The sequence below is a fragment of the Enterococcus sp. AZ080 genome (genome assembly GCF_051714945.1).
GTDB classification, from domain to species: Bacteria; Bacillota; Bacilli; order Lactobacillales; family Enterococcaceae; genus Enterococcus_B; species Enterococcus_B pernyi.
The window spans coordinates 2,039,746-2,060,483 of record NZ_JBIOSV010000001.1; the positions used below are offsets into that span (position 1 = coordinate 2,039,746).

The following is a 20,738-nucleotide window of genomic DNA, read 5'->3' on the forward strand; positions in this document are numbered from 1 at the left end:
AATACCTTCTTATATAACGGTTCTTTTTCTATTCAACAAAAAAGGTCTGGGAGCATTTCGTTTCCCAGACCTTCTATTTTTTTGAACAATCGATGAACCATCCGTGTATCCTCAAAATCTGAATGAAGCAAATGATCACTTCTGATCATTAGTTTCGAACGATTTATTTAGAAGATAAAAATGCAAGTACGAACAACAGAATCATCCATACAGCGCCCATAACAGCTGTCGAGCGTTGCATTACTGCTTCAAATCCACGTGCTTTTTGCTTTCCGAATAATTGATCTGCGCCACCTGTAAATGCACTTGCTGCACTATTTTGTTTGCTTGGTTGCATCATGATCGCAATGACCATCATAATCGAGATGACAATGACGATCCCTAAAATAATATTATACATCAAACAGCCTCCTTTCTCAAAATATCGTCCTTCTAACTTTATCACATAACACGTCTTGTGACAACAGTGTTTCATAAGATGGGCGATGTTTTAAAGAACATTTCTAGGCTTTTTTACATCGATTTTTTTGCAGGTTCTGTGACAAACGATCCACCTGTATCCTCCTCTAAAATCAATGCTTTTTTGCTAACCATTAACGCTTATTTCCGCCAAACATCATGATATTCAGCTTTTCTCTCAAACTCCGCTTTTGCGTAGGGGCATAACGGAATAACTTTTCTGCCAGTACGTCTGGCTACTTCCACTCCTGTAGCAACCAATTTTTCTGCTAATTTCTGTCCACGAAATGCAGGATCAACAAATGTATGATCAATGATCATAATATCAGGACCAGCATCAGACCACGTCATTTCTCCTATTTCATTTTGTTCATCGTCCAATAACACTAAGCGATTCTTTTCTTCTTTGATTTCCATCATTTCACTCTCCCAACCCTAAAATAACGAACAGTTTCTTTATTCAATTTGATTTTACCAGTCCTATTTTTTTCAAACAATCATTTGTACTTATAGACCCACTCTTTGCTCAATGAATGAAAAAATCACTGTCCAGTAGGTCTCTGGATCTTTACTGACTGCTTCTAAATGTTCTGCTCCAGGCACTAGCAGTAAGGCTTTATCTCCTGCCGTTGCATTTTGGATCGTATAAGCTGCTTCCATCGGAACAAAATGATCATGTTCACCATGGATGATCAGAACGGGTAAATGATTGCTCCCTAACTGTCTCGTTGCTGATGCCTGTTTCAAAGAATAGCCTGCATATTTTTGTGCGTAACGATTCGCATGTCGCATAATGATTTTTTTGGGAAAAACTGTCAATTTGCTTAACATATAACGAAATTCTGAATAAACGGATACAAAGCCACTATCAAGGACCAAGCCTTTGACAGCACTCGGCAACTTCTCGCCACTAGCCATCATGATCGTAGAAGCCCCCATTGAGCCTCCATGTAAGATGATCTTAGCCTCTGGCTCTCGTTGTAAGATCTCATTGATCCAGAGTATCAGATCTAATCGATCCAACCACCCCATCCCAATGATCTCCCCTTCACTTTCCCCATGGGCACGCAAATCAGGGATCAAGACATTGAATCCTTTTTCTGCATACTTTTTCCCGATATAAGACATGTCTTTTTTTCCTGTGCTGCGATAGTCATGGACACAGACTACCCATTTACCTTTGTTCGAATAAGTAGAGAATATCCTCCCCTTCAATTTTAACCCCTCTTGACTTTTAGTCATAATGGGTTCTCCTTGTTGCCAAAAATCTTCTGCTAGATCTTCTAAACGTTGGCGTTGCTCTTCGACTGTCGTCAAAGAGGCAGGGTCCATGAGTTGATGACCTGTCTCTTCATACCAAGCATAACCACGTTGTAATCCAGTTTTGATCAACTTCTTTGCGTACAGATAAGCAATAAAATGATAACTACCGATCATTAATAACATAATTAATAAACTATAAAAAACAATCACTTGCATCCCACACTTTCTACTTGGTGATTGAAACAAAAATTCAAGTATGCTAAATGGTGCTCTAGCATTCTCCTACGTATTTCAACGTTCATTTCTATTGTACCACGTTCTACCAAAGAGGCAGACAGTGAACCATTGACCAGCTGTAATTTTAAACACCTTATTCCTTACAAACGATCTTCTCTTCCTACTTCTAACACTCATAAGAGATAATGAATTGTTTGCATAACATTTACATTCTTCATAAAAATAAGTATACTAATGCCGTGCATTGGAATCAAGGGTTGACCCCTTGGACTGGTTCGGAAACTTCCCAGGATAAAAAACTAAGTGTCTCTAAAGAAAGGAGATTGGAAATAATGCGAAAAGTTATTATTGATTGCGATCCCGGTATCGATGATACATTAGCGCTATTGTTTGCATTAAAATCACCAGAAATCGAAGTTGTCGCAATCACCACCGTTTGTGGGAACGTCCCCGTACATTTGGGAACTGAAAATGTCATCCGTTGTTTGGAACGTTGTGACCGTTTAGACATCCCTGTCTATCAAGGTTCTGCAACACCACTCAACACGCCATTTATCAGCGCTCAAGATACTCACGGCATGGACGGTCTAGGGGAAACGAACTTCCCATTAGTAACAGACAAGCAAGCCGAAACGATCCACGCTGTTGATTTTTTAGCGAGTTATTTTGCTGAACAAAAAGATACTTCAGTGATTGCTTTAGGGCCGCTAACAAATGTCGCTTCTGCTTTACAAAAGAATCCACAAATAGGAAAGCACATGGATCGATTTGTTTCGATGGGCGGCACGTATAAAAGCCACGGCAATTGTTCACCAGTAGCAGAATACAATTACTGGTGTGACCCTGATGCCGCAGCTTATGTATTTGAACATCTTGGTCAAATGATCGAGATGGTCGGTTTAGACGTGACACGAGAAATCGTCTTTACACCAACGATCCTAGAATATTGTTGCCAACTTTCGCCCGAAGAAGGCAACTATTTAAAAGCAATCACACGCTTTTACTTTGACTTTCATTGGCAGCAAGAACGCGTCCTAGGTTGTGTCATCAATGACCCTTTGGCAGTTGCATATTTCATCGATGAACAACTGTGCCAAGGATTCACTAGCTATACTGCTGTTGAAACACAAGGCATCAGCCGCGGACAAACCTTGGTTGATCGTTATGATTTTTGGCAGAAAAAACCAAACAGTCTAATCATGACAGATGTCGACACCTCTCTTTTTTTCCGGAAGTTTTTAGCCGTTCTTTTACATGCACAAGAAGAATTGATAAAAAATGATCTGGAAAGATTAAAGATAGGATGAAAAAAGATGACACAAAAGAAAATCACGACAAGAATGATCACAATCATGGCACTAAGTATCGGAATCAACTTTCTCGGTGGAACGATTGCTTTATGGCTCCGTTTACCGATTTATCTTGATTCGATCGGTACGATTTTTGCAGGTGCCTTACTTGGACCAATTCCTGGGATTTTGACAGGATTGAGTAGTAGCTTACTTAGTGGCGTGACGATGGATATGTTCTCTTTGTATTATTCCCCGATACAAATCATCACTGGGTTATTAGCGGGGTTGATTTTACCACAGAAATTACAGGCGCAAGGTTTGAAGAGTAAACTTTCATTATTCGCATGGACGTTTGTCCTTTCAGCGCCTGGAACCATACTATCCTCGATCATCACGATCCAATTATTTGGTGGTATCACTTCATCAGGTTCAAGTACCATTGTCCAACTTCTTTATGGATTAGGACTAAACCAAGCTGTAAGTGTCACGATTGTTCAAGCAGCGACAGATTATTTAGATCGGCTACTATCGGTCCTTGTCGTTTCACTCGTTGTGTTGAAATTACCAAACCAAGTAGTGGCAAAGACAAGAAATCGTTGATGCGTATTTGTACTATAGCTAATCACTAAATGCAAAAACCCGAACGTCGAATCAATTTCTCTCATCTCTATGAGAGGGAATGATCCATCGTTCGGGTATTGTTTGTTATCCAAAAGTTTTTGTCTCTTATTTGACTGAAAGAGACTTTCCTAAATCCAGTATGCTATCGTTCCATCAACAAGGCACTATCCTGGACTTTAATATTTTTTCTCGATCTTTATACGTAATTGGTCGGATCACTTTACATGGATTTCCCGCAGCAATCACATTTTCTGGTATATCTTTTGTTACGACACTTCCTGCCCCAATGATGCTATTTGCACCAATCGTTATCCCTTGAAGAACATGGACTCCCGCTCCTAACCAAACTTTATCGCCAATATGGATTGGCTTCGCATAAACGACATGATCAGCACGTTCAAATGGATCTTCTGCATGATTGGCTGCATACAAACCAACTCTCGGCCCTACATAAACATCATTTCCGATCGTCACCTCATGACAATCAAGAATGATCATATCATGGTTCAAATAAACATTATTTCCTATAGAAATGTTGAATCCAAACTCACATTGAAAATTCGACTCGATATAGACATTCTCACCCATTGAAGCGAATAGCGCCCGTAAAATGGGGTATTTATAATGATTTTCTGAATTCACGAGAAAATTATATCTCCTGCATTGTCTCAAGGCATGATTTCGTGCGTGTACTACTTTAGAGTCCATATCATCGTATGGCAACCCTGTATTGGTTATCTGTTTCACATCATCTTCGCTCATCTTTCTCCCCCTATTATCTTATTTGCTTACATGTATTATAACAGAGAGTCTATTTTCTATAAGGAAGAGAGATTTGTGAAAGATCGTGACTGTTTTTTTCTAGTAATTGGTTTCGTGAATTCGCTCCATCTCTTTTCGATAGGATCTTGTTAATTCTTGCTCTTTTTCTTCTAATTGTCGTTCATAGTTTTGAGCCGTATGGATCAGGTTACGATCTATTGCCTCCATTTGATGATAGAATTGTCGGTTATCCCAATGATCATTCTTCGACAAATACATGATTTTTTGTACCAATTGACCTGTTTCTTTCCTAAAGTTTACTAACTGATGATCGATTTCTTCTTGTTGACGGTGTATCTGACGTTTGTTTTCATTAAATCGCTCCTCTAAATCTTGTAGTTTACGTTGTTTCTCTACTGTCCCCATTCTTTATCCCCTTTTCACAGGTGTGAGCAATGTTGGTTGTTTCATTTGTTTGACATACTGTTCTGCTGCAACGGCACTTTCCCCTTCTAAAGCGCCTTTCAAAGTAGATGGTAAGACACTATTCGTTTGTTGATACATTCCTTCTGAGATCTCTTTTAAGGATTCGATCGAAGTTAACTTGGCCTGAGCAATACGACTTTCCTTTGCCAGAATCAGCGCTTGTATGGCTACTCGTTCCCGTTCCTTTTGTTCTTGTCCAAGTCTTTCTAGAAATTCTTGCAATTCTCTATCTTCCATGGATAAACTCCTTTCACTTGTTTTTGAACAAAATATTTCCTGCCTGTCTGTCATACTCTGTAAGATGATTTGCTACTACCGCCAGTTTATTACTAAATTCCTCCAGCTTCTCTTTATATTGTTTCACTTGATTCGTATTTAATGAGGCTTGTCCGCTGTCCCATAAATTATTTTTTTCATATGGGGAAACCATCTCTTGTACTTCCCAATAAGTCAAATAGTTTTTGATTGCTCCCGCACCAGCCAATATTTCTTTTGATATTGCCGTAATCTCATCTTCAAATTCTTTTCGGGCATTTTTAAAGATGATCTCGTACTCTTCGCCTATATTTTTCGCCTTTTGGATGATCGATTGAACTAACTTCGATTGTAAAGTGATTTTTTTAGAACCTGAAGCATTAGAAATTCTTTTATGTAATTCGTTGACCGTCTCGTTCCATTCACTAGCAACTTTTGCTTCCGCAATAATCGTAGCGTATTCTTTTTCAAAATCTTTATACTCTCCAGATAACAATAGTTTTATGACTTCTGTAAAAGATAACCCACCTTCTGGTTTTTCTTTTACTACACGATTCAAATATTTATCGATCAAATGGGAAACCTTGATCCCCGCAGCAAAAATGTAGCCATGTTCCTTTAAATTAGCTTCCTGAAGTGTGCCATCAGGATTTATTTGAAACTGTCCAAAGTCATGGCTAGAGCCGTTTTGATCTTCCATATCAAACGTCGTGTTAAAAGATTTCGGTAGTAAATAGCGAACATTCCCGATTTCATCTACTCCAGGCTTATTTCTATTCAACATGGAAACGATATCAAAAGCATTGACGTAATAATCGATTTTCCCATCCTCTTCCAACTTCTGGATATTTTTTTGTGCCTGTTCAGACATTTTATTGATACTTTCACGCGCATCAGGTCCTTGAAACAAAACCACTTTGTCGATTTTAGCAATATCTTTTTCAGGGAGATTCGCCACAGCCTGAATCGACACCATCGTTCCCAGAGAATGACCTGTGACAGACATTGTAGCATGAGGTGCTTGTGTGGTCATTTCCGTTATCTTCTGGTGCATGGCTTGATTTGCTAATTTTGCTTGCGGAATATAAGCATTTTTTGTTGTAAATGCCTGGTTATTATGCCACCAGTCATTAAGATTCAAATTACTTGAAGAAATACCATCACTGCCTCTAGTAACAAAATAAGTATGCTTAGTCTCTATCGACAACTTAGGCGTATCCGTCACATAATAAGCATTGAATCCAGCTTTTTCATCCGTCAAGAGTCCTTGCTTATATGTGTTTTTTACATAGCTCTGTATTTCATAGCCTCCGTTTACTTTCGGCACTCGGCTGTTTCCTAACTCCTTGACTGTTTTTACGGTGGTGTCGGGTTGGAGGTAGACTGTACTTAAATCATTTCCATGAGCATCTTTTGCATTTGGGAAGTTGAAACGAATAGATTTACCTTTTTCCAAAGCTCTCTTTTCTTTTTTTGTCATGCCATTTACAAAATTATACGTAACTCCAGCATTGTTTCTTCTATTATTGTATGAACTTTGTGCTAAGTTAGCATAAACATTATATGAATTACCTAAGTTAGCCATTATTTAAATTCCTCCAATGCTTCTTCAAAATTATTTGTTGCTATCTCTTCTATTTTAGTAGGTTTTTGTAAATTATTTGGTAACACTTGAATTGCTCCAGCATCTATTTCATTATTATCAATTCCATATAATTCAATATCAACTATATACATCTTTTTGGTGAACGCTCCACTATCTTCTATCCTAAACGATTCCCAATTATATTTGACAATATTTATATTAGCTTTTGAATTTCTCTTTATAATGTACTTTGTTAATTCTTCTTCATGTTCTTTCAAAAAAGCGATTTGTTTTTCTTTTTCTGTCGGTTCCATTATTTTTTTCACTCCTAACGTGCCTAAAAGTACCAAGACAATAGTCAAACTAACTACAATAATTTTTTCCTTTTTCCTCACAAGAACTTCTCCCTTCTGTGGCTGCAACTATAGTAATCATAGTTAGCTAATTTCTTTTTTACTAGACCAAGGTTTTCGCTATGACCACAACCTGTATAAAAGCTTCGCCTAAAATCAGGATATATCTTGATTCTCTATATCAGCTGTTAAGTTCCTCATCACTTATTTGTTGTCCATAATGTAAAGTTGACATATCAGGCATATTATTTTGATTTAATTCTATATCCAGTCTGAAATCCATATGTGGATTATGGTTTACAAATCCAAAAATTTGAATTTTTTTGCCAGCCCCACTAGGAAGACTATTTCCGATAACCACTCGATTAACATTATTCCAATCATAATTAATTTCTGTTACTTTTTCACCTTTGTATTGATTAATATATTCTGTCATTTTACTTTCATGCTCTTTCAAAAAAGCAATTTGTTTCTCTCTTTCTGTTGGTTCGCTCATCTTCTTCACTTCTATCGTCATCAAAAGAACTAATAATACACCTATACTTACTAGAATCAGCCACTTTTTCTTTCCCAAATGATTATCCCTCATTCCTTACTCTTCAAATTCTCGGATACTTTTTGTGTAAGTTCTGTCAGCACATCAATACTTTCTAGTATTTTCTATTTGTACTACTCTTTACTCATCTACTTCGTTCATTATTACTATACGTAATTTTTGCCTATTTAAATTAAAATTTACTGGATAAGGCGCATATACGTCGTATACGGTTCGTTTTAGTCTTATACGATCATAGAGAAATGCTTATTTCGTCTAACCTTTTTACAGAGGGAGCAATTATGTTAAGAAAAACAAGCTTAGTAGTTGGTTCTATTGTTCTAGCAATTTTAGGTTTTAGCCCGATGCTATTATCGATCGTTCGAAAAAATAACTCCCACGTGGATATAAAATTAACCCCAAAGTATTATGAGCAGTCAGAAGAGTCTCTGTTTATTTTGGAAAATCAAAAAGAATAAAGCATTGTTTGTTTTATGGACGATACCAGACATGTCTTGGTATTGTCTTTATTGATATGGATGTGTCCTTTACTGTTTGATGTATTACATAGGCTATAATGAAGTTGACCACCTTTTTTTTAACAATAAAAAGCCAGTGTATACATAATAAAACTCACTATATTCATTACTCAAACATCATTTGGAGGTGACCCTTCATGAAAAACCAACTCGCTTTTAAATTTTTACCCAAGTTATGGACTTCTATTTTATATCTTGTGGTGATTGCTATTGGCTCATTCATGTATTTATCAAAGTATTGGAATGTTACGATTTTCACCTCTATCTATCCTGATTTTTATCTTCATATCTCAAACTTTTCAATTAGTTTGATTTTAGGTTTGATTCCATATTTTTGGTTATTGATGGGGATAAAATTCAATTATGTAGTCATCTTTTCTTTACTCTTACTCGTAGTAAATGCACTATGTGAAACTGTCTTTGGATTCATAAACACACCTGATCTTATTGATATGTGTTTTGGCTTTGTTGGTACTGGAATGTATTTCCTGACATTGTTAATCATTTATACATTCGGACTTTTACCTAATAAAGAAACCACATAATTTTTCAAAAATCATCTGACTGAAATGCAAAACGAGAATCGAAGCCTTAGCTGTCGATTCTCGTTTTCTTATATTTAAGATAAAGTATTACACTTGTGATGATCAACAGAGCAGAAAAAACAAGCAACAAACCGATCACCCAGATATTACTTCCTTGATTGACGATAATCTTGTTTGAACCACCTGTTTGCTCTATCAACCCTTCCAGCTCTTCTTTTGTATAATTAAATTTAGTTACTTTTTCTTTGCCATCAACAGTTAGGATAAACTGATATTCCCCAAACATCAATTCTGCATCACTAACTAACGGTAGATTTAGCTTTGTTTTAGTCATTGGAGTCAATGCAATTGAGCTTTCTTCAATTTCTCCTTCAGAAATGATATCCCCGTTTGGATTGATTACTTTGTACGAGCCGCTTTCCGCAAAAGTTACTGCAGGATCATTGTTGGCTATATAGTAATCAAGCCTTATCGCATCCTGTGAGCTCACAAACTCAAACTCATCATAAGTTTGTTCTTTTTCAGCCTCTATTTCATCCATCTTGAGATGAAATAGGATTACTTTCTCATAGACATGAACGATATCTACAGCATCTTCATGACTTTCTTCACTTAATGTCTGAGAGAAATTCACCCCACCTAAAACTTCTCCATCAAGTTCCTCAGTCACATTGATCAAAATTGCTATCGTTTCACTTTGTTTCGCTTCAACTTTGATTTTCCCGTCTTCTAGTTCGCCATTAGCATCAGTTATCTTCACGTATTTACTAAAGTCATACTTTTCATCTAAAAGGTTTTCTGTATTTTCAACATAAGTGACACTTCCCATCGTTGATATAGCAACCGATGGATAGACAGTAACATCTAAGTCCTTGTCACCTATATTTGTAATCGTAGCAGTGAACTCATAGTTCTTATTAAGTTCTGGAGTAAACTGCAGATAGCTATCTCTGATCTCATATTCTTTGGGTTGCACATCCACTAGGATCGATGCAGTATCTTCCTCGGACGCCTCTACTGGTTGTATGTAAAAAAAACATCCCATCAATAAAACGAAAATAAGCGAACAGAAGTCAACTAACTTGTATTCTTTGGCTTGGCTATTTTTTGTCATTATTTCTCCTATTCATTTTCCTATCAAGTATCTTAAATCTCTATATTTTTTCTTGATCATTCTTATTCCTCTTTTTTCACAACAGTAGTTATCCTATCATCATACTTTGTATTTTGATTCATCAGAATGTTTCACTTTTTCCTGATCAAATTGAAAAGAATAAGTATCCTTAGAGATTTTTTTTATTATTTATATTTATTAAATTCATTACTCTAACTTTAAGATAATTCTTGCTTGGACAATCGCGTTTAAATTGTCCCAATGATCCTTATTGTGAATGTCTCTAAAAAAAGCAAAATCTTGGGACTCTTCGTGATACACAATCCCATCAGACACCAAAATATCTGCATCAGTAAAGTCAGAAGTGAAATGAATGATTTTTTTATTAAATATCGTTAGTAATTTACTTTCGATAACTGGTACATATTCCGGATGATGCAACATCGATATAGCAATAGTCACTCTTTCATTGTTTTGGATAGGCAAATAATACGAAAGGATATGTGCTAACTTGTTCGCAAATATTTGTCTATCACCAACTTGAAAATTCCTGTTTTTGACTATTCCCAATAGTAGCTGCTTCACTTCATGGATTCTACTATTGGGACTATTTTGATTAGCCACTCCTTTTAAATTCTCGAAATAAATATTTTTGTATGCCCAACTATTGATGACACTTTCATATAAAATCACATGTTCCACATCGGAATTTATCTTATATTTTTCTGATAATGTTTCGACGACATTCATAGAAAAATCAACGATTTCGTTCTGTCTATGCTCTTTGAATTTTTTGCCTAAGACTATCTTGTCCTGCTTGCTTGTCGTTTCAGGGATGAGAAGTTGTCTACAAAAATAAAAGAATGCAACTTCTTTTTCTCTATCTTCCATGTTTCGAGTTGGTATCAACTTTGTTAGCGAGTCCTCTTCATATAGTTCTTTCATATCAGCGAATAGTTCTATCGCTGTTTTGTCCAAATCTTGTATGATATACCCACGTGACACAGCATTTTCAAGTATTGAGAATAGAATGTCATGCTTTGCTTTTGTTGTCTTCAACCTCTCGTAGTGTCCACCTACTAGGTCAATATTCACTCTTGTTTGGCTATCTGCGAAAACATTATAGGCCATGATTTGTACCAGGTAATGATATGTTCTGATAGACATCTCATTGCCTTCCAAAGAAATTGATTCAAAATTACTATTAATAGTTATTGGTATTTTTTGATAATGAAAGATATCTTTCAGTCGGCTGATCAATTTATAACTATAAGACTTACTAAACATCAACTTTTCGGAAATATCGACTACACGAGTTTTTCGGTGTTTCAAGAGATAGAGCAATAATTGAAAATAAGGTGATTCATTAAAAAACTTTTTTTTCAAATTAACAAATACTTGAAGCAACAGTTCCTGATTAACACCTTCAATTAAACCAATCGTCCCCTTTTCTAGTAAAAAGAAAGATGAAAATGTAAAATTCAATTGTTCGAAGTTTTCTTCGAGTTCAACCAGTAATATTTTCGTTTGATACATCGTTAAGTTTAACCGCTCACTTAATTTATTCAATGACAAATATTTTTCTGTCACTAGAACCGTAAACAGTTGCAACATTTCGTTTTGTTTTTTTGTTAAGTAACGGCTACTAAACGTATCCATTATATATTCCATTTCTTCTACCAACCTTCATTTTTAGAGGATTCTATACTAAGAAGAATTCATTTAGTCAGAATGTTTCATTTTTTATTTTCAGCGAACTATACCGATGTCTCCTAGTTCAACTTGCATGGCTGTTGTATTGGTCTTGCCTGTACATTTTGACTTGATTACTAAGGTAGTGAAGCTTTGATCATGTATATTTGTCTTTCTACGGAATTATTATCTAAACACCTTCACTTTTTCTAATAAATTTCTATTGATTAAAATTTTCTCTGTTTGCATTACTAGATTCATAAATCTGATGGACCAACCAGCGACAGTAGAAGCTTGCAACTACGCGAAAGAATAAAAGAAGGAACACTGATCAGGCAATCAACAAGAGTAGTTTTCATTGATTGGATCAGCATTTCTTCTTTGAATATTCTATAGGACAGACGGATAGATCTACGTATTCTATATTATGATCCATCGTATTCTGTCAATCTTCGCACACTTAACTCTTTTTATCTGTCAAGCCTTTCACAACTGAAAAAAACTATTTTTTAGTCCGGAGTATTATCCCCAAGGATTATTTACTTCTTGTGCTGTCAAGATGATTTTGGCACTATCATCTCTGTTTGATCGCCATACGTAATCATTTGCATCTAAAATGACATCGAAATCTTTTTCGATCTGTACCGAACTCATTCGCATTACCTGTTGTGCTTGAAGATGTGGGTTTGAAGGTTGAATGTCTAGTCCATTTCCATATTGGTCAAGTTTTGCAAAAATATTCACAAAAACATCCTGTGATTTTGTATTATTTACTGTAGCAGTTGCTTTCAAGACCTTCGTTTGTTTACGCATATCTGAGTTTAAGTCAAAATCAGATAATTTGAAATCGACTTTGTTTGTTGTTCCTTCATTGAAAGTGATATCTAGTTTTCCATCTTGGACTTCAATCGGTATTTGTTTTTCACTGACTGTCTCGGATGCGTTTACTAAGCTTGGGTTACTACCTACTAACAACAAAGTTGATAGCATAACTGTTGTGGATACCTTTTTTTTCATTGTTGGATAGCCTCCGGAATTTAATATTTTTTTCACAAAATCAGTTTACATTAAATTCCCTCATAGGGTTTATCCGAACATTCAACTCTTTTTTTAAAAACAGGATAATCTTTCACCACGTTCTTTGCTACATGATAGAAACTTATCCGGAAAGATGGACTAGGCTCACTCCTTAACTCTATAAAAGCTCCCTATTTGTCCTTTGATCAGAGTTATTAGACCTTTTAGGCGTGATATTTCGACCAAATCCGTGTCCGGTTATCAAAAAAATTTCCATGAGAACTTATTCTCTTACATTCATCAAAAATCAACTTATTTATATTGGAACCGAACACTATGCGGGTTTTGTTTATATGGCAACATATGGTGATGACGTCAAAAGAGTTGGTGGTTAGCTTGAGGAAGTAAGAGAAGCAAATGATAAAGAAGAAATCCTTCGGAATCGTTCGTCGTTTAGATAATCAATAGACTATAACACACTATATAATAAAAAGAAAGTCCACATAGTTGTCGATCTTCAAGTTTATAGGAGGTACATTCTTGTTCTCAATCGTCTCGTTTTCATCATCCATGATAAAGACGCGATGAATTAAGAACAGCTTGGATAAAGCTAATTAATCGATTTTGTGCCTAATAAAAATATGAGGAATGATGATCTTTATTTATATTCATAAGAATCTATGATTTGTTTTTATCATTCGTTTCTGTAAGTACTAAAAATATTTTTTCTGATTAATCATCTGCCTAAAAAAATACCCCTCTCATGTCATTGACATAAGAAGGGCATTTTTACATTCATTTAATTATTTGTTTTTTAAGTTGTAGAAAGATTTCAAACCTTTGTACTCTGCAACTTCACCAAGTTGGTCTTCGATACGTAATAATTGGTTGTATTTCGCAACACGGTCAGTACGTGATAGAGAACCTGTTTTGATTTGGCCAGCGTTTGTTGCAACTGCGATATCAGAGATTGTTGAATCTTCTGTTTCACCAGAACGATGAGAAACTACTGCAGTGTAACCAGCTTCTTTAGCCATTTCGATTGCTTCGAAAGTTTCTGTCAAAGTACCGATTTGGTTAACTTTGATAAGGATTGAGTTAGCAATTCCTTTTTCGATACCTTCAGCAAGTTTTTCAGTGTTTGTTACGAACAAGTCGTCACCCACTAATTGAACTTTGTCGCCTAGAACTTCTGTCAATTTCTTGAATCCATCCCAGTCGTTTTCGTCTAATCCATCTTCAATAGAGATGATTGGGTATTTAGATACTAATTCTTCGTAGAATTTGATCATTTCGTCAGTTGTTTTTTCGCCTTCGCCTGAATCAGCTAATACGTAAACACCTTTTTCTTTGTCGTAGAATTCTGAAGAAGCAGCGTCCATTGCAAGAACAACGTCTTTACCAGGAACATAGCCAGCTTTTTCGATTGCTTCGATGATTACTTCGAAACCTTCTTCGTTTGAACCAAGGTTAGGAGCGAATCCACCTTCATCACCAACTGAAGTTGCTAATCCACGAGATTTCAAGATTGCAGCTAATGCATGGAATACTTCCGCACCCATACGTAGTGCTTCTTTGAATGTTGGCGCGCCAACAGGCATGATCATGAATTCTTGGAAGTCGATTGAGTTATCCGCATGTGATCCACCGTTGATGATGTTCATCATTGGCGTTGGTAATACTTTTGTGTTGAATCCGCCTAGGTAGTGGTATAAAGGTACTTCTAGGTAGTCAGCAGCTGCACGAGCAACAGCGATTGAAACACCAAGAATAGCGTTCGCACCTAATTTACCTTTGTTAGGAGTTCCGTCTAAAGCGATCATTGCTTTGTCGATAGCCATTTGGTCACGTACATCGTAGCCAATGATTGCTTCAGCAATGATGTTGTTTACGTTGTCAACAGCTTTGATTACACCTTTACCGCCATAACGAGATTTGTCTCCGTCACGTAATTCAACTGCTTCGTATTCACCAGTTGAAGCACCTGAAGGAACCATTCCACGGCCGAAAGCACCGCTTTCTGTGTATACTTCTACTTCGATTGTTGGGTTACCGCGTGAGTCTAGAATCTCGCGAGCGTAAACATCAGTAATAATTGACATGTTTTGTCTCTCCTTTGAGTTTGGTTTTTTCCTAAGGGATTTCCCTCATATACGATTTTAGTTAATTTTGTGTCTTTGTGCAAACATTTCTTGCATTTTTCACAAATTTTCAATAATTATTTTACTGCATCAAGTAATGCTAAGAATGAATCCGCTTCTAAGCTAGCTCCGCCAACTAATGCGCCATCCACATTTTCTTTTGCCATATACTCAGCAATGTTCTCAGGTTTTACAGAACCACCGTATTGGATACGAACTGCTTCTGATACTTCTTTGCCGTAAAGTTTTTCAACTGTTTGACGTACCACGCCACAGATTTCGTCAGCGATTTCAGCATCTGCTGATTTACCTGTACCGATTGCCCAGATTGGTTCGTAAGCAATAACTAGATTACTTACTTGACCTTCTGTTAAGCCTTCAAGACCAGCAGTGATTTGTCCTTCGATCCACTCAGCAGTTTTGCCTGCTTCATATGTTTCTAATGACTCACCACAGCAAAGAATTGGGATCATACCGTTTGCGAAGATTGCTTTCGCTTTTTTGTTGATATCTTCGTCAGTTTCGTGGAAGTATTCACGACGCTCAGAGTGACCGATGATCACATATTGTACACCTAGATCAGCTAAAGCTGCTGGTGATGTTTCACCAGTGAATGCACCTGAGTTTTCCCAGTAAGAGTTTTGTGCAGCGATTTTCAATTCTGTACCTTCAGCTGAAGCCATTAATTCTTGTAAGAATAATGCAGGAGATCCAATCACTGAATCTACTTTATCATTTGAAGGGATCTTGTTTTTTACTGCTTCTGCAAAAGTTTTTGCTTCAGATGCAGTTTTGTTCATTTTCCAGTTACCAGCGATAATTGGTTTACGCATGATATGCACTCCTATTCAGAATGTAAGAGGACTACAGATTTGAGCAATCTGTAGATGGTCCTCTCACCATTTTATTTATTCGTTGATTTTATGCTTATTTGTCGTTGATTGCAGCTAGTCCAGGTAATTCTTTCCCTTCAAGCAACTCTAAGCTTGCACCGCCACCTGTTGAGATGTGAGTGAATTTGTCTGCAAAACCTAATTGTTCCGCAGCAGCTGCAGAGTCACCGCCACCGATGATCGTTGTAGCATCTTCAAGGTTAGCGATTGCTTCACAAACACCGATCGTACCTTTAGCGAAGTTACTCATTTCGAATACACCCATTGGTCCGTTCCATACAACTGTTTTCGCACCTTGTAATGTATCAGCAAATAATTTAACTGAAGCAGGACCGATGTCTAATGCCATCAAGCCTTCAGGAATATCTCCTTCGATGACTTGTGTTTCTACATCATTTGAAAATTCAGGGGCACAAACGTTGTCGATTGGTAAAACTAATTTGTCGCCTGCTTTTTCGATCAATTCTTTTGCTAAAGCTACTTTATCTGCTTCAACTAAAGAGTTACCGATCTTGATGCCTTTTGCTTCGTAGAATGTGTAAGTCATTCCGCCGCCGATCAAGATTTTGTCTGCTTTAGGAATCAAGTTTTCGATGACACCGATTTTATCTGAAACTTTCGCTCCACCTAAGATCGCGATCATCGGACGTTTTGGTTCTTCAACTGCTTCGCCGATGAACTTGATTTCTTTATCCATCAAGAATCCAGCAACAGTTGGGATACCTGTTGAAGCGATCCCTACGTTTGAAGCATGCGCACGGTGAGCCGTACCAAATGCATCATTGACAAATACATCGCCTAAAGAAGCCCAGTATTTACCTAGGTCAGCATCATTTTTGCTTTCTTTTTTGCCGTCGATGTCTTCAAAACGAGTGTTTTCAAAAACAACTACGTCTCCGTCTTTCATGTCAGCAATTGCTGTTTCTAATTCTGAACCACGAGTTTCAGGAACGAAAGTTACTTCTTTACCTAGCAATTCGCCTAAACGTTTTGCAACTGGTGCCAAAGATTTTCCTTCTTTGTCTTCTTCTGTTTTCACACGTCCAAGGTGAGAGAAAAGAATCGCTTTTCCGCCTTGCTCCAACACATAATTGATTGTTGGTAACGCAGCTTTGATACGTGTATCATCAGTGATGACGCCGTCTTTCAAAGGAACGTTGAAGTCAACACGGACAAGGACTTTTTTATCTTTTAAATCAATATCTTTGACTGTTTTCTTAGCCATTTGATTTCCTCCTAAAATAAACATCTTATCAAAAAAAGCGGAGAAGCGCGATTGCTTCCCCGCTTTTAAGTGTACATGGATATAGGTTACACTTGTACGATTTATCTTATAAGTTAGCGAAGTATTCTAAAGTACGTACTAATTGTGCAGTGTATGACATTTCGTTGTCGTACCAAGCAACAGTTTTAACTAATTGTTTGTCACCAACAGTCATTACTTTTGTTTGAGTAGCATCAAATAATGAACCGTAAGTCATACCAACGATATCTGAAGAAACGATTTCGTCTGTGTTGTAACCGTAAGATTCGTTAGCTGCTTCTTCCATTGCAGCATTTACTTCATCAACTGTTACGTTTTTATCAAGAACTGTAACTAATTCTGTTAATGAACCAGTTGCGATTGGTACACGTTGAGCAGCTCCGTCTAATTTACCGTTCAATTCAGGGATTACTAAACCGATTGCTTTAGCAGCACCTGTTGAGTTAGGAACGATGTTTGCAGCAGCAGCGCGTGCACGGCGGAAGTCACCTTTAGGATGAGGTCCGTCAAGAGTCATTTGGTCACCTGTGTAAGCGTGGATAGTTGTCATTAATCCTTCAACAACACCAAATTTGTCATTCAATGTTTTAGCCATAGGAGCTAAACAGTTAGTTGTACATGAAGCACCAGAGATAACTGTTTCTTTACCAGTTAATGTTTCATGGTTTGTGTTGTAAACGATTGTTGGTACATCGTCTCCACCAGGAGCTGAGATAACAACACGTTTAGCACCAGCTGTTAAATGTTTTTCAGCAGCTGATTTTGAAGTGAAGAAACCAGTACATTCTAGAACGATGTCTACGCCTAGTTCGCCCCAAGGTAATTCTTCAGGGTTACGGTTAGCTAATACTTTAACTTCTTTTCCGTTTACGTTGAATGAACCTTCGTGAACTTCAACTGTTCCGTTGAAACGTCCTTGAGTTGTATCGTATTTTAACAAGTGTGCCAACATTTTAGCATCTGTCAAATCGTTGATTGCTACTACTTCGATTCCATCTACATCTTGGATACGACGGAACGCTAGACGTCCAATACGTCCAAAACCATTAATACCTACTTTAACTGTCATTTAAGATTTCCTCCTTATGAAAATCAAAAAAATATTTATTTTAAAGGGATACCCCTTTTAAAATCTCATTAGCAGCGGCTTCATCTGTGATGAGCCACGTTTGTTTTGGTGCATTCTTCATATACGCTCGAATTGCTTTGGCTTTGGCTTTCCCTCCTGCAACCGCAAGAATGATCGGGACTTTAGCTAAGTCATTTAATTCGATGCCGATTCGTGGGACTTTATAAACGACTTCTCCTTTTTCATTGAAGAAATAGCCAAAAGATTCCGCAACGGCATTGGCTTGTTTCAACATCAGCAATTCTTCTTCATTCATCTTTCGTCGCGCTGCCATATGCAACGCCCGTCCAATACTATGAATAACACAATTTGCCTGACTTATCAAGTTTAAAACTTCTTGTATAGACGGCTCATTGAGTAATGAATTGTAAGTAGCCAAGCTTAATTGTTCCGGCACATATAGTGCTCGGTGTTTTCCATTTGCCTTTGTAGCCATTCTAGCACTGACTGAGTTCGCTTGTACAGTAATCGCCTCACCGATCCCACCTCGCGCAGGAACAAACAAATTATGGCGCTTGCTGTTTTCTAAGCTAGTCAATTGCTCTGCAACGATCGCCATCGTCGTTCCTCCCATGACTGCGATGATATTATCACCTTCAGGAAGTAGTAGATTCAGTGATTCGTCTAAGGCTTCGCCAAAAGCATCTGCTACTTTTGGTTGTTGTTCACTGTTTCCAGAAACAACGATACAGCGCTGGTTTCCAAAATACTCAGATAGTTTCATTTCAATCTGATGCATTCCTAAAAGTTGGTCCATAAAGCCTTCGAGGCTTTGATAGACTTCCTCTCCTTTTTTCGTCAGCGTCATACCACTTTTAGAGGCGTTGATCAGTTCAAGTTGTTTGAGCAGATCCGTTTCTGTTCGTAAGACACGTTCGGTCATGCCCATGCTTTCCGATAAACTACGACGACCAATTGGCTGCATCCAGTAAATATTGCGCAAAATCTTATAGCGTTCTTGCAAAACATCCATGATGTCTGGCGCAACAGCTTCAATCAGTTTCAATTCATCTAACATAGCGATCTCCTTAGTTGGACATTTTTCGTCCAATGTAGACTCAAAACGACCCATGTGATCTAAAAAAATAAATCGGACTTTCCAACTTGCACGTTTTCTACTAGGAAAATCTCAACCTCACATGACATAGTCTAACAGTTTTGCCCGTGTTTATCAACAAAAAAAGACTAGAAAAATGTTTAAGATTCTTCCAGTCTTTCATTCAATTATCTATCATACCGTTTTCTTTTCGATGAACTAGGGATTCCTAACAAGTCACGATATTTGGCGACTGTTCGTCGAGAAATCGAAATTTTGTCATTTTTCAGTAGTTCTACTAATTTTTGGTCAGATAATGGTTTGCTTTTATCTTCCGCATCCACTAGTTCTTGGACTTTTTTCTTTGCGGTATCTGCTGATAGGTCTTCAGTACTCTCTGCATTTGTAGGTTGGAGTCTCGTCGTAAAGAACTTTTTCAATTCGAAGACACCAAAATCGGTTTCAAGATACTTGCCATTGACTGCTCGACTGACCGTTGATTCGTGGACGTCGATTTCTTCTGCGACTTCTTTTAAGGTCAATGGGCGGATCGGTCGTGCGACATTTGTAAAGAATTCTTTTTGCCGAGAAACAATGATTTGCGCCACGCGCATGATCGTATCACCGCGTTGCAAAATCGTTTTTTGCAGCCATTCAAATTCTTGTTTTCGTTCGTTCAAATAGGCTTGAGTCTCTTTATCTGCTTTTTTTTGCATCTGTTGAAAATAGGCTTCTTGAAAACGTACATTCGGCTGGTTGCCTCGATTTGAGATGACTTGGACTTCTTCACCTATTACGACAACTTTGACATCGGGAATGATATACAAACCGCTACTATGGTCAAAGACTCGTCCAGGACTTGGACTAAGGGTTTGGATATAGTCAAAGATCCGTTGTACATCGCTTAATGGAATCGCAAAATGTTGGGCGATCTCTTTCCATTTGCGTTCGACTAATTGATCAAACCATTCTTCCAAGACGATGTAAGCCAATTCGGGCGCATAATCGTCTCTTTCGGTTTGTAACATCAAACATTCTTGTAAACTTCGCGCCCCAACACCTGCTGGCTCTAACTGCTGGATCAGCGTCAATGCGTCAAGCATTTGGATCGGTGTCGCATTCGTTTGTTGGATGGCGTCTTCTAAAGAAATAGTCAAAAAACCATTCAGGTCGATATATTCGATCAAATATAAAATCAACTTACGTAAGAAAGTATCTCGGTAATTCAAATGGACTTGTTCGATCAATGATTCAAAAAGTGAGCCTGTTGTATCAGGAATTTGATTCAAGTAGCTCATCTCTTCTCCCTCATAACTGGCATTACGTTTTTGGTAATCGGGTTGCCAATCCGGTTCGATCACTTCTACTAAGGGGTTTTCCAACGCCTGATTTTCAACAAAAGCCAGTAGCTCTTCGCTGTTATACTGCAAGACTTGGATGGACTGTTGGAGCTGTTGTGTCATGGCAAGTTTTTGTGTTTGTTGTTGTTTTTGTGAAAAATTTTGTTCAAATTTCATTTT

The 20,738-nt window shown here is 37.4% G+C and carries 22 protein-coding genes and 1 riboswitch; of the genes, 4 read left to right on the forward strand and 18 right to left on the reverse strand.

Annotated elements, in window-relative coordinates; all coding sequences use genetic code 11:
• Positions 1-163: 163 nt before the first annotated feature.
• The 3 genes from secG to IGK01_RS09590 all read right to left on the reverse strand — a co-directional run bounded on the left by secG (position 164) and on the right by IGK01_RS09590 (position 1,932).
• Complete coding sequence (secG, locus tag IGK01_RS09580) at positions 164-400, reverse strand: preprotein translocase subunit SecG (RefSeq protein WP_010734881.1); 237 nt, start codon at positions 398-400, stop codon at positions 164-166.
• A gap of 200 nt (positions 401-600) precedes the next feature.
• Complete coding sequence (locus IGK01_RS09585; protein ID WP_019724263.1) at positions 601-876, reverse strand: GNAT family N-acetyltransferase; 276 nt, start codon at positions 874-876, stop codon at positions 601-603.
• Between the two features lie 90 nt (positions 877-966).
• Positions 967-1,932: an alpha/beta hydrolase gene (locus IGK01_RS09590; protein WP_029594240.1), complete on the reverse strand. Its 966-nt coding sequence runs from the start codon at positions 1,930-1,932 to the stop codon at positions 967-969.
• A gap of 291 nt (positions 1,933-2,223) precedes the next feature.
• Positions 2,224-2,268: riboswitch (PreQ1 riboswitch) on the forward strand.
• A gap of 23 nt (positions 2,269-2,291) precedes the next feature.
• Between IGK01_RS09590 and IGK01_RS09595 the strand changes: the two genes are divergently transcribed.
• Both IGK01_RS09595 and IGK01_RS09600 read left to right on the forward strand, forming a co-directional pair.
• Positions 2,292-3,266 (forward strand): nucleoside hydrolase, encoded by a 975-nt coding sequence (locus tag IGK01_RS09595; RefSeq protein WP_010734878.1) that lies wholly within the window; start codon positions 2,292-2,294, stop codon positions 3,264-3,266.
• Between the two features lie 6 nt (positions 3,267-3,272).
• A complete protein-coding gene (locus IGK01_RS09600) occupies positions 3,273-3,851 on the forward strand; it encodes an ECF transporter S component (RefSeq protein ID WP_023520040.1) in 579 nt (192 codons plus the stop codon).
• A gap of 174 nt (positions 3,852-4,025) precedes the next feature.
• Here IGK01_RS09600 and IGK01_RS09605 read toward each other — a convergent pair whose 3' ends face one another.
• The 6 genes from IGK01_RS09605 to IGK01_RS09630 form a co-directional block, all read right to left on the reverse strand.
• Positions 4,026-4,634, reverse strand: coding sequence for a sugar O-acetyltransferase (locus IGK01_RS09605; protein ID WP_438840696.1), 609 nt, complete (start codon positions 4,632-4,634; stop codon positions 4,026-4,028).
• A gap of 99 nt (positions 4,635-4,733) precedes the next feature.
• A complete protein-coding gene (locus IGK01_RS09610) occupies positions 4,734-5,060 on the reverse strand; it encodes a hypothetical protein (RefSeq protein WP_438840697.1) in 327 nt (108 codons plus the stop codon).
• Between the two features lie 3 nt (positions 5,061-5,063).
• Entirely contained in the window at positions 5,064-5,357 is a 294-nt protein-coding gene (locus tag IGK01_RS09615; RefSeq protein ID WP_023520042.1) for a hypothetical protein, read from the reverse strand.
• 13 nt (positions 5,358-5,370) lie between these two features.
• The gene (locus IGK01_RS09620) at positions 5,371-6,960 is read right to left on the reverse strand and encodes a cutinase family protein (RefSeq protein ID WP_438840698.1); all 1,590 of its coding nucleotides are present in this window, start codon (positions 6,958-6,960) and stop codon (positions 5,371-5,373) included.
• Positions 6,960-7,355 carry a hypothetical protein gene (locus tag IGK01_RS09625; RefSeq protein WP_010734872.1) on the reverse strand — a complete coding sequence of 132 codons (396 nt, stop codon included), beginning with the start codon at positions 7,353-7,355 and terminating at the stop codon, positions 6,960-6,962. Before IGK01_RS09625 ends, IGK01_RS09620 begins: the two co-directional genes overlap by 1 nt.
• Before the next feature lie 139 nt (positions 7,356-7,494).
• The gene (locus tag IGK01_RS09630) at positions 7,495-7,887 is read right to left on the reverse strand and encodes a hypothetical protein (protein ID WP_224434139.1); all 393 of its coding nucleotides are present in this window, start codon (positions 7,885-7,887) and stop codon (positions 7,495-7,497) included.
• A gap of 263 nt (positions 7,888-8,150) precedes the next feature.
• On the opposite strand from IGK01_RS09630, the gene IGK01_RS09635 reads away from it, so the two are divergent.
• Together IGK01_RS09635 and IGK01_RS09640 are read left to right on the forward strand one after the other, a co-directional pair.
• Entirely contained in the window at positions 8,151-8,327 is a 177-nt protein-coding gene (locus IGK01_RS09635; protein WP_010734870.1) for a hypothetical protein, read from the forward strand.
• A gap of 197 nt (positions 8,328-8,524) precedes the next feature.
• Complete coding sequence (locus IGK01_RS09640; RefSeq protein ID WP_409173510.1) at positions 8,525-8,932, forward strand: hypothetical protein; 408 nt, start codon at positions 8,525-8,527, stop codon at positions 8,930-8,932.
• Positions 8,933-8,978: 46 nt separating this feature from the next.
• Here IGK01_RS09640 and IGK01_RS09645 read toward each other — a convergent pair whose 3' ends face one another.
• The 9 genes from IGK01_RS09645 to rpoN form a co-directional block, all read right to left on the reverse strand.
• Positions 8,979-10,046: a WxL protein peptidoglycan domain-containing protein gene (locus tag IGK01_RS09645; protein ID WP_010734868.1), complete on the reverse strand. Its 1,068-nt coding sequence runs from the start codon at positions 10,044-10,046 to the stop codon at positions 8,979-8,981.
• Positions 10,047-10,253: 207 nt separating this feature from the next.
• A complete protein-coding gene (locus IGK01_RS09650) occupies positions 10,254-11,717 on the reverse strand; it encodes a helix-turn-helix domain-containing protein (RefSeq protein ID WP_062804889.1) in 1,464 nt (487 codons plus the stop codon).
• 543 nt (positions 11,718-12,260) lie between these two features.
• On the reverse strand, positions 12,261-12,755 hold the full coding sequence (locus tag IGK01_RS09655; protein WP_010734866.1) for a hypothetical protein: 495 nt from the start codon (positions 12,753-12,755) through the stop codon (positions 12,261-12,263).
• Positions 12,756-13,558: 803 nt separating this feature from the next.
• Positions 13,559-14,857, reverse strand: coding sequence for a phosphopyruvate hydratase (gene eno, locus IGK01_RS09660; protein WP_010734865.1), 1,299 nt, complete (start codon positions 14,855-14,857; stop codon positions 13,559-13,561).
• 116 nt (positions 14,858-14,973) lie between these two features.
• Positions 14,974-15,729, reverse strand: coding sequence for a triose-phosphate isomerase (gene tpiA, locus IGK01_RS09665; protein WP_438748374.1), 756 nt, complete (start codon positions 15,727-15,729; stop codon positions 14,974-14,976).
• 94 nt (positions 15,730-15,823) lie between these two features.
• The gene (locus IGK01_RS09670; RefSeq protein ID WP_010734863.1) at positions 15,824-17,014 is read right to left on the reverse strand and encodes a phosphoglycerate kinase; all 1,191 of its coding nucleotides are present in this window, start codon (positions 17,012-17,014) and stop codon (positions 15,824-15,826) included.
• 106 nt (positions 17,015-17,120) lie between these two features.
• Positions 17,121-18,122 carry a type I glyceraldehyde-3-phosphate dehydrogenase gene (gene gap / locus IGK01_RS09675; RefSeq protein WP_010734862.1) on the reverse strand — a complete coding sequence of 334 codons (1,002 nt, stop codon included), beginning with the start codon at positions 18,120-18,122 and terminating at the stop codon, positions 17,121-17,123.
• A gap of 40 nt (positions 18,123-18,162) precedes the next feature.
• A complete protein-coding gene (locus IGK01_RS09680; protein ID WP_438840699.1) occupies positions 18,163-19,254 on the reverse strand; it encodes a sugar-binding transcriptional regulator in 1,092 nt (363 codons plus the stop codon).
• A 152-nt stretch (positions 19,255-19,406) separates the two neighbouring features.
• Positions 19,407-20,735: an RNA polymerase factor sigma-54 gene (rpoN, locus tag IGK01_RS09685; protein WP_023520049.1), complete on the reverse strand. Its 1,329-nt coding sequence runs from the start codon at positions 20,733-20,735 to the stop codon at positions 19,407-19,409.
• Positions 20,736-20,738 lie beyond the last annotated feature (3 nt).

Excerpts from the sequence above, each read along its gene's own strand:
- secG (WP_010734881.1), bottom strand. The coding sequence starts at position 400 with ATGTATAATATTATTTTAGGGATCGTCATTGTCATCTCGATTATGATG.
- IGK01_RS09635 (WP_010734870.1), top strand. The coding sequence starts at position 8,151 with ATGTTAAGAAAAACAAGCTTAGTAGTTGGTTCTATTGTTCTAGCAATT.
- tpiA (WP_438748374.1), bottom strand. The coding sequence starts at position 15,729 with ATGCGTAAACCAATTATCGCTGGTAACTGGAAAATGAACAAAACTGCA.
- IGK01_RS09680 (WP_438840699.1), bottom strand. The coding sequence starts at position 19,254 with ATGGGTCGTTTTGAGTCTACATTGGACGAAAAATGTCCAACTAAGGAG.
- rpoN (WP_023520049.1), bottom strand. The coding sequence starts at position 20,735 with ATGAAATTTGAACAAAATTTTTCACAAAAACAACAACAAACACAAAAA.
- IGK01_RS09615 (WP_023520042.1), bottom strand. The coding sequence starts at position 5,357 with ATGGAAGATAGAGAATTGCAAGAATTTCTAGAAAGACTTGGACAAGAA.
- eno (WP_010734865.1), bottom strand. The coding sequence starts at position 14,857 with ATGTCAATTATTACTGATGTTTACGCTCGCGAGATTCTAGACTCACGC.
- IGK01_RS09585 (WP_019724263.1), bottom strand. The coding sequence starts at position 876 with ATGGAAATCAAAGAAGAAAAGAATCGCTTAGTGTTATTGGACGATGAA.
- IGK01_RS09605 (WP_438840696.1), bottom strand. The coding sequence starts at position 4,634 with ATGAGCGAAGATGATGTGAAACAGATAACCAATACAGGGTTGCCATAC.
- IGK01_RS09640 (WP_409173510.1), top strand. The coding sequence starts at position 8,525 with ATGAAAAACCAACTCGCTTTTAAATTTTTACCCAAGTTATGGACTTCT.
- gap (WP_010734862.1), bottom strand. The coding sequence starts at position 18,122 with ATGACAGTTAAAGTAGGTATTAATGGTTTTGGACGTATTGGACGTCTA.
- IGK01_RS09620 (WP_438840698.1), bottom strand. The coding sequence starts at position 6,960 with ATGGCTAACTTAGGTAATTCATATAATGTTTATGCTAACTTAGCACAA.
- IGK01_RS09650 (WP_062804889.1), bottom strand. The coding sequence starts at position 11,717 with ATGGAATATATAATGGATACGTTTAGTAGCCGTTACTTAACAAAAAAA.
- IGK01_RS09670 (WP_010734863.1), bottom strand. The coding sequence starts at position 17,014 with ATGGCTAAGAAAACAGTCAAAGATATTGATTTAAAAGATAAAAAAGTC.
- IGK01_RS09600 (WP_023520040.1), top strand. The coding sequence starts at position 3,273 with ATGACACAAAAGAAAATCACGACAAGAATGATCACAATCATGGCACTA.
- IGK01_RS09645 (WP_010734868.1), bottom strand. The coding sequence starts at position 10,046 with ATGACAAAAAATAGCCAAGCCAAAGAATACAAGTTAGTTGACTTCTGT.
- IGK01_RS09655 (WP_010734866.1), bottom strand. The coding sequence starts at position 12,755 with ATGAAAAAAAAGGTATCCACAACAGTTATGCTATCAACTTTGTTGTTA.
- IGK01_RS09610 (WP_438840697.1), bottom strand. The coding sequence starts at position 5,060 with ATGGGGACAGTAGAGAAACAACGTAAACTACAAGATTTAGAGGAGCGA.
- IGK01_RS09595 (WP_010734878.1), top strand. The coding sequence starts at position 2,292 with ATGCGAAAAGTTATTATTGATTGCGATCCCGGTATCGATGATACATTA.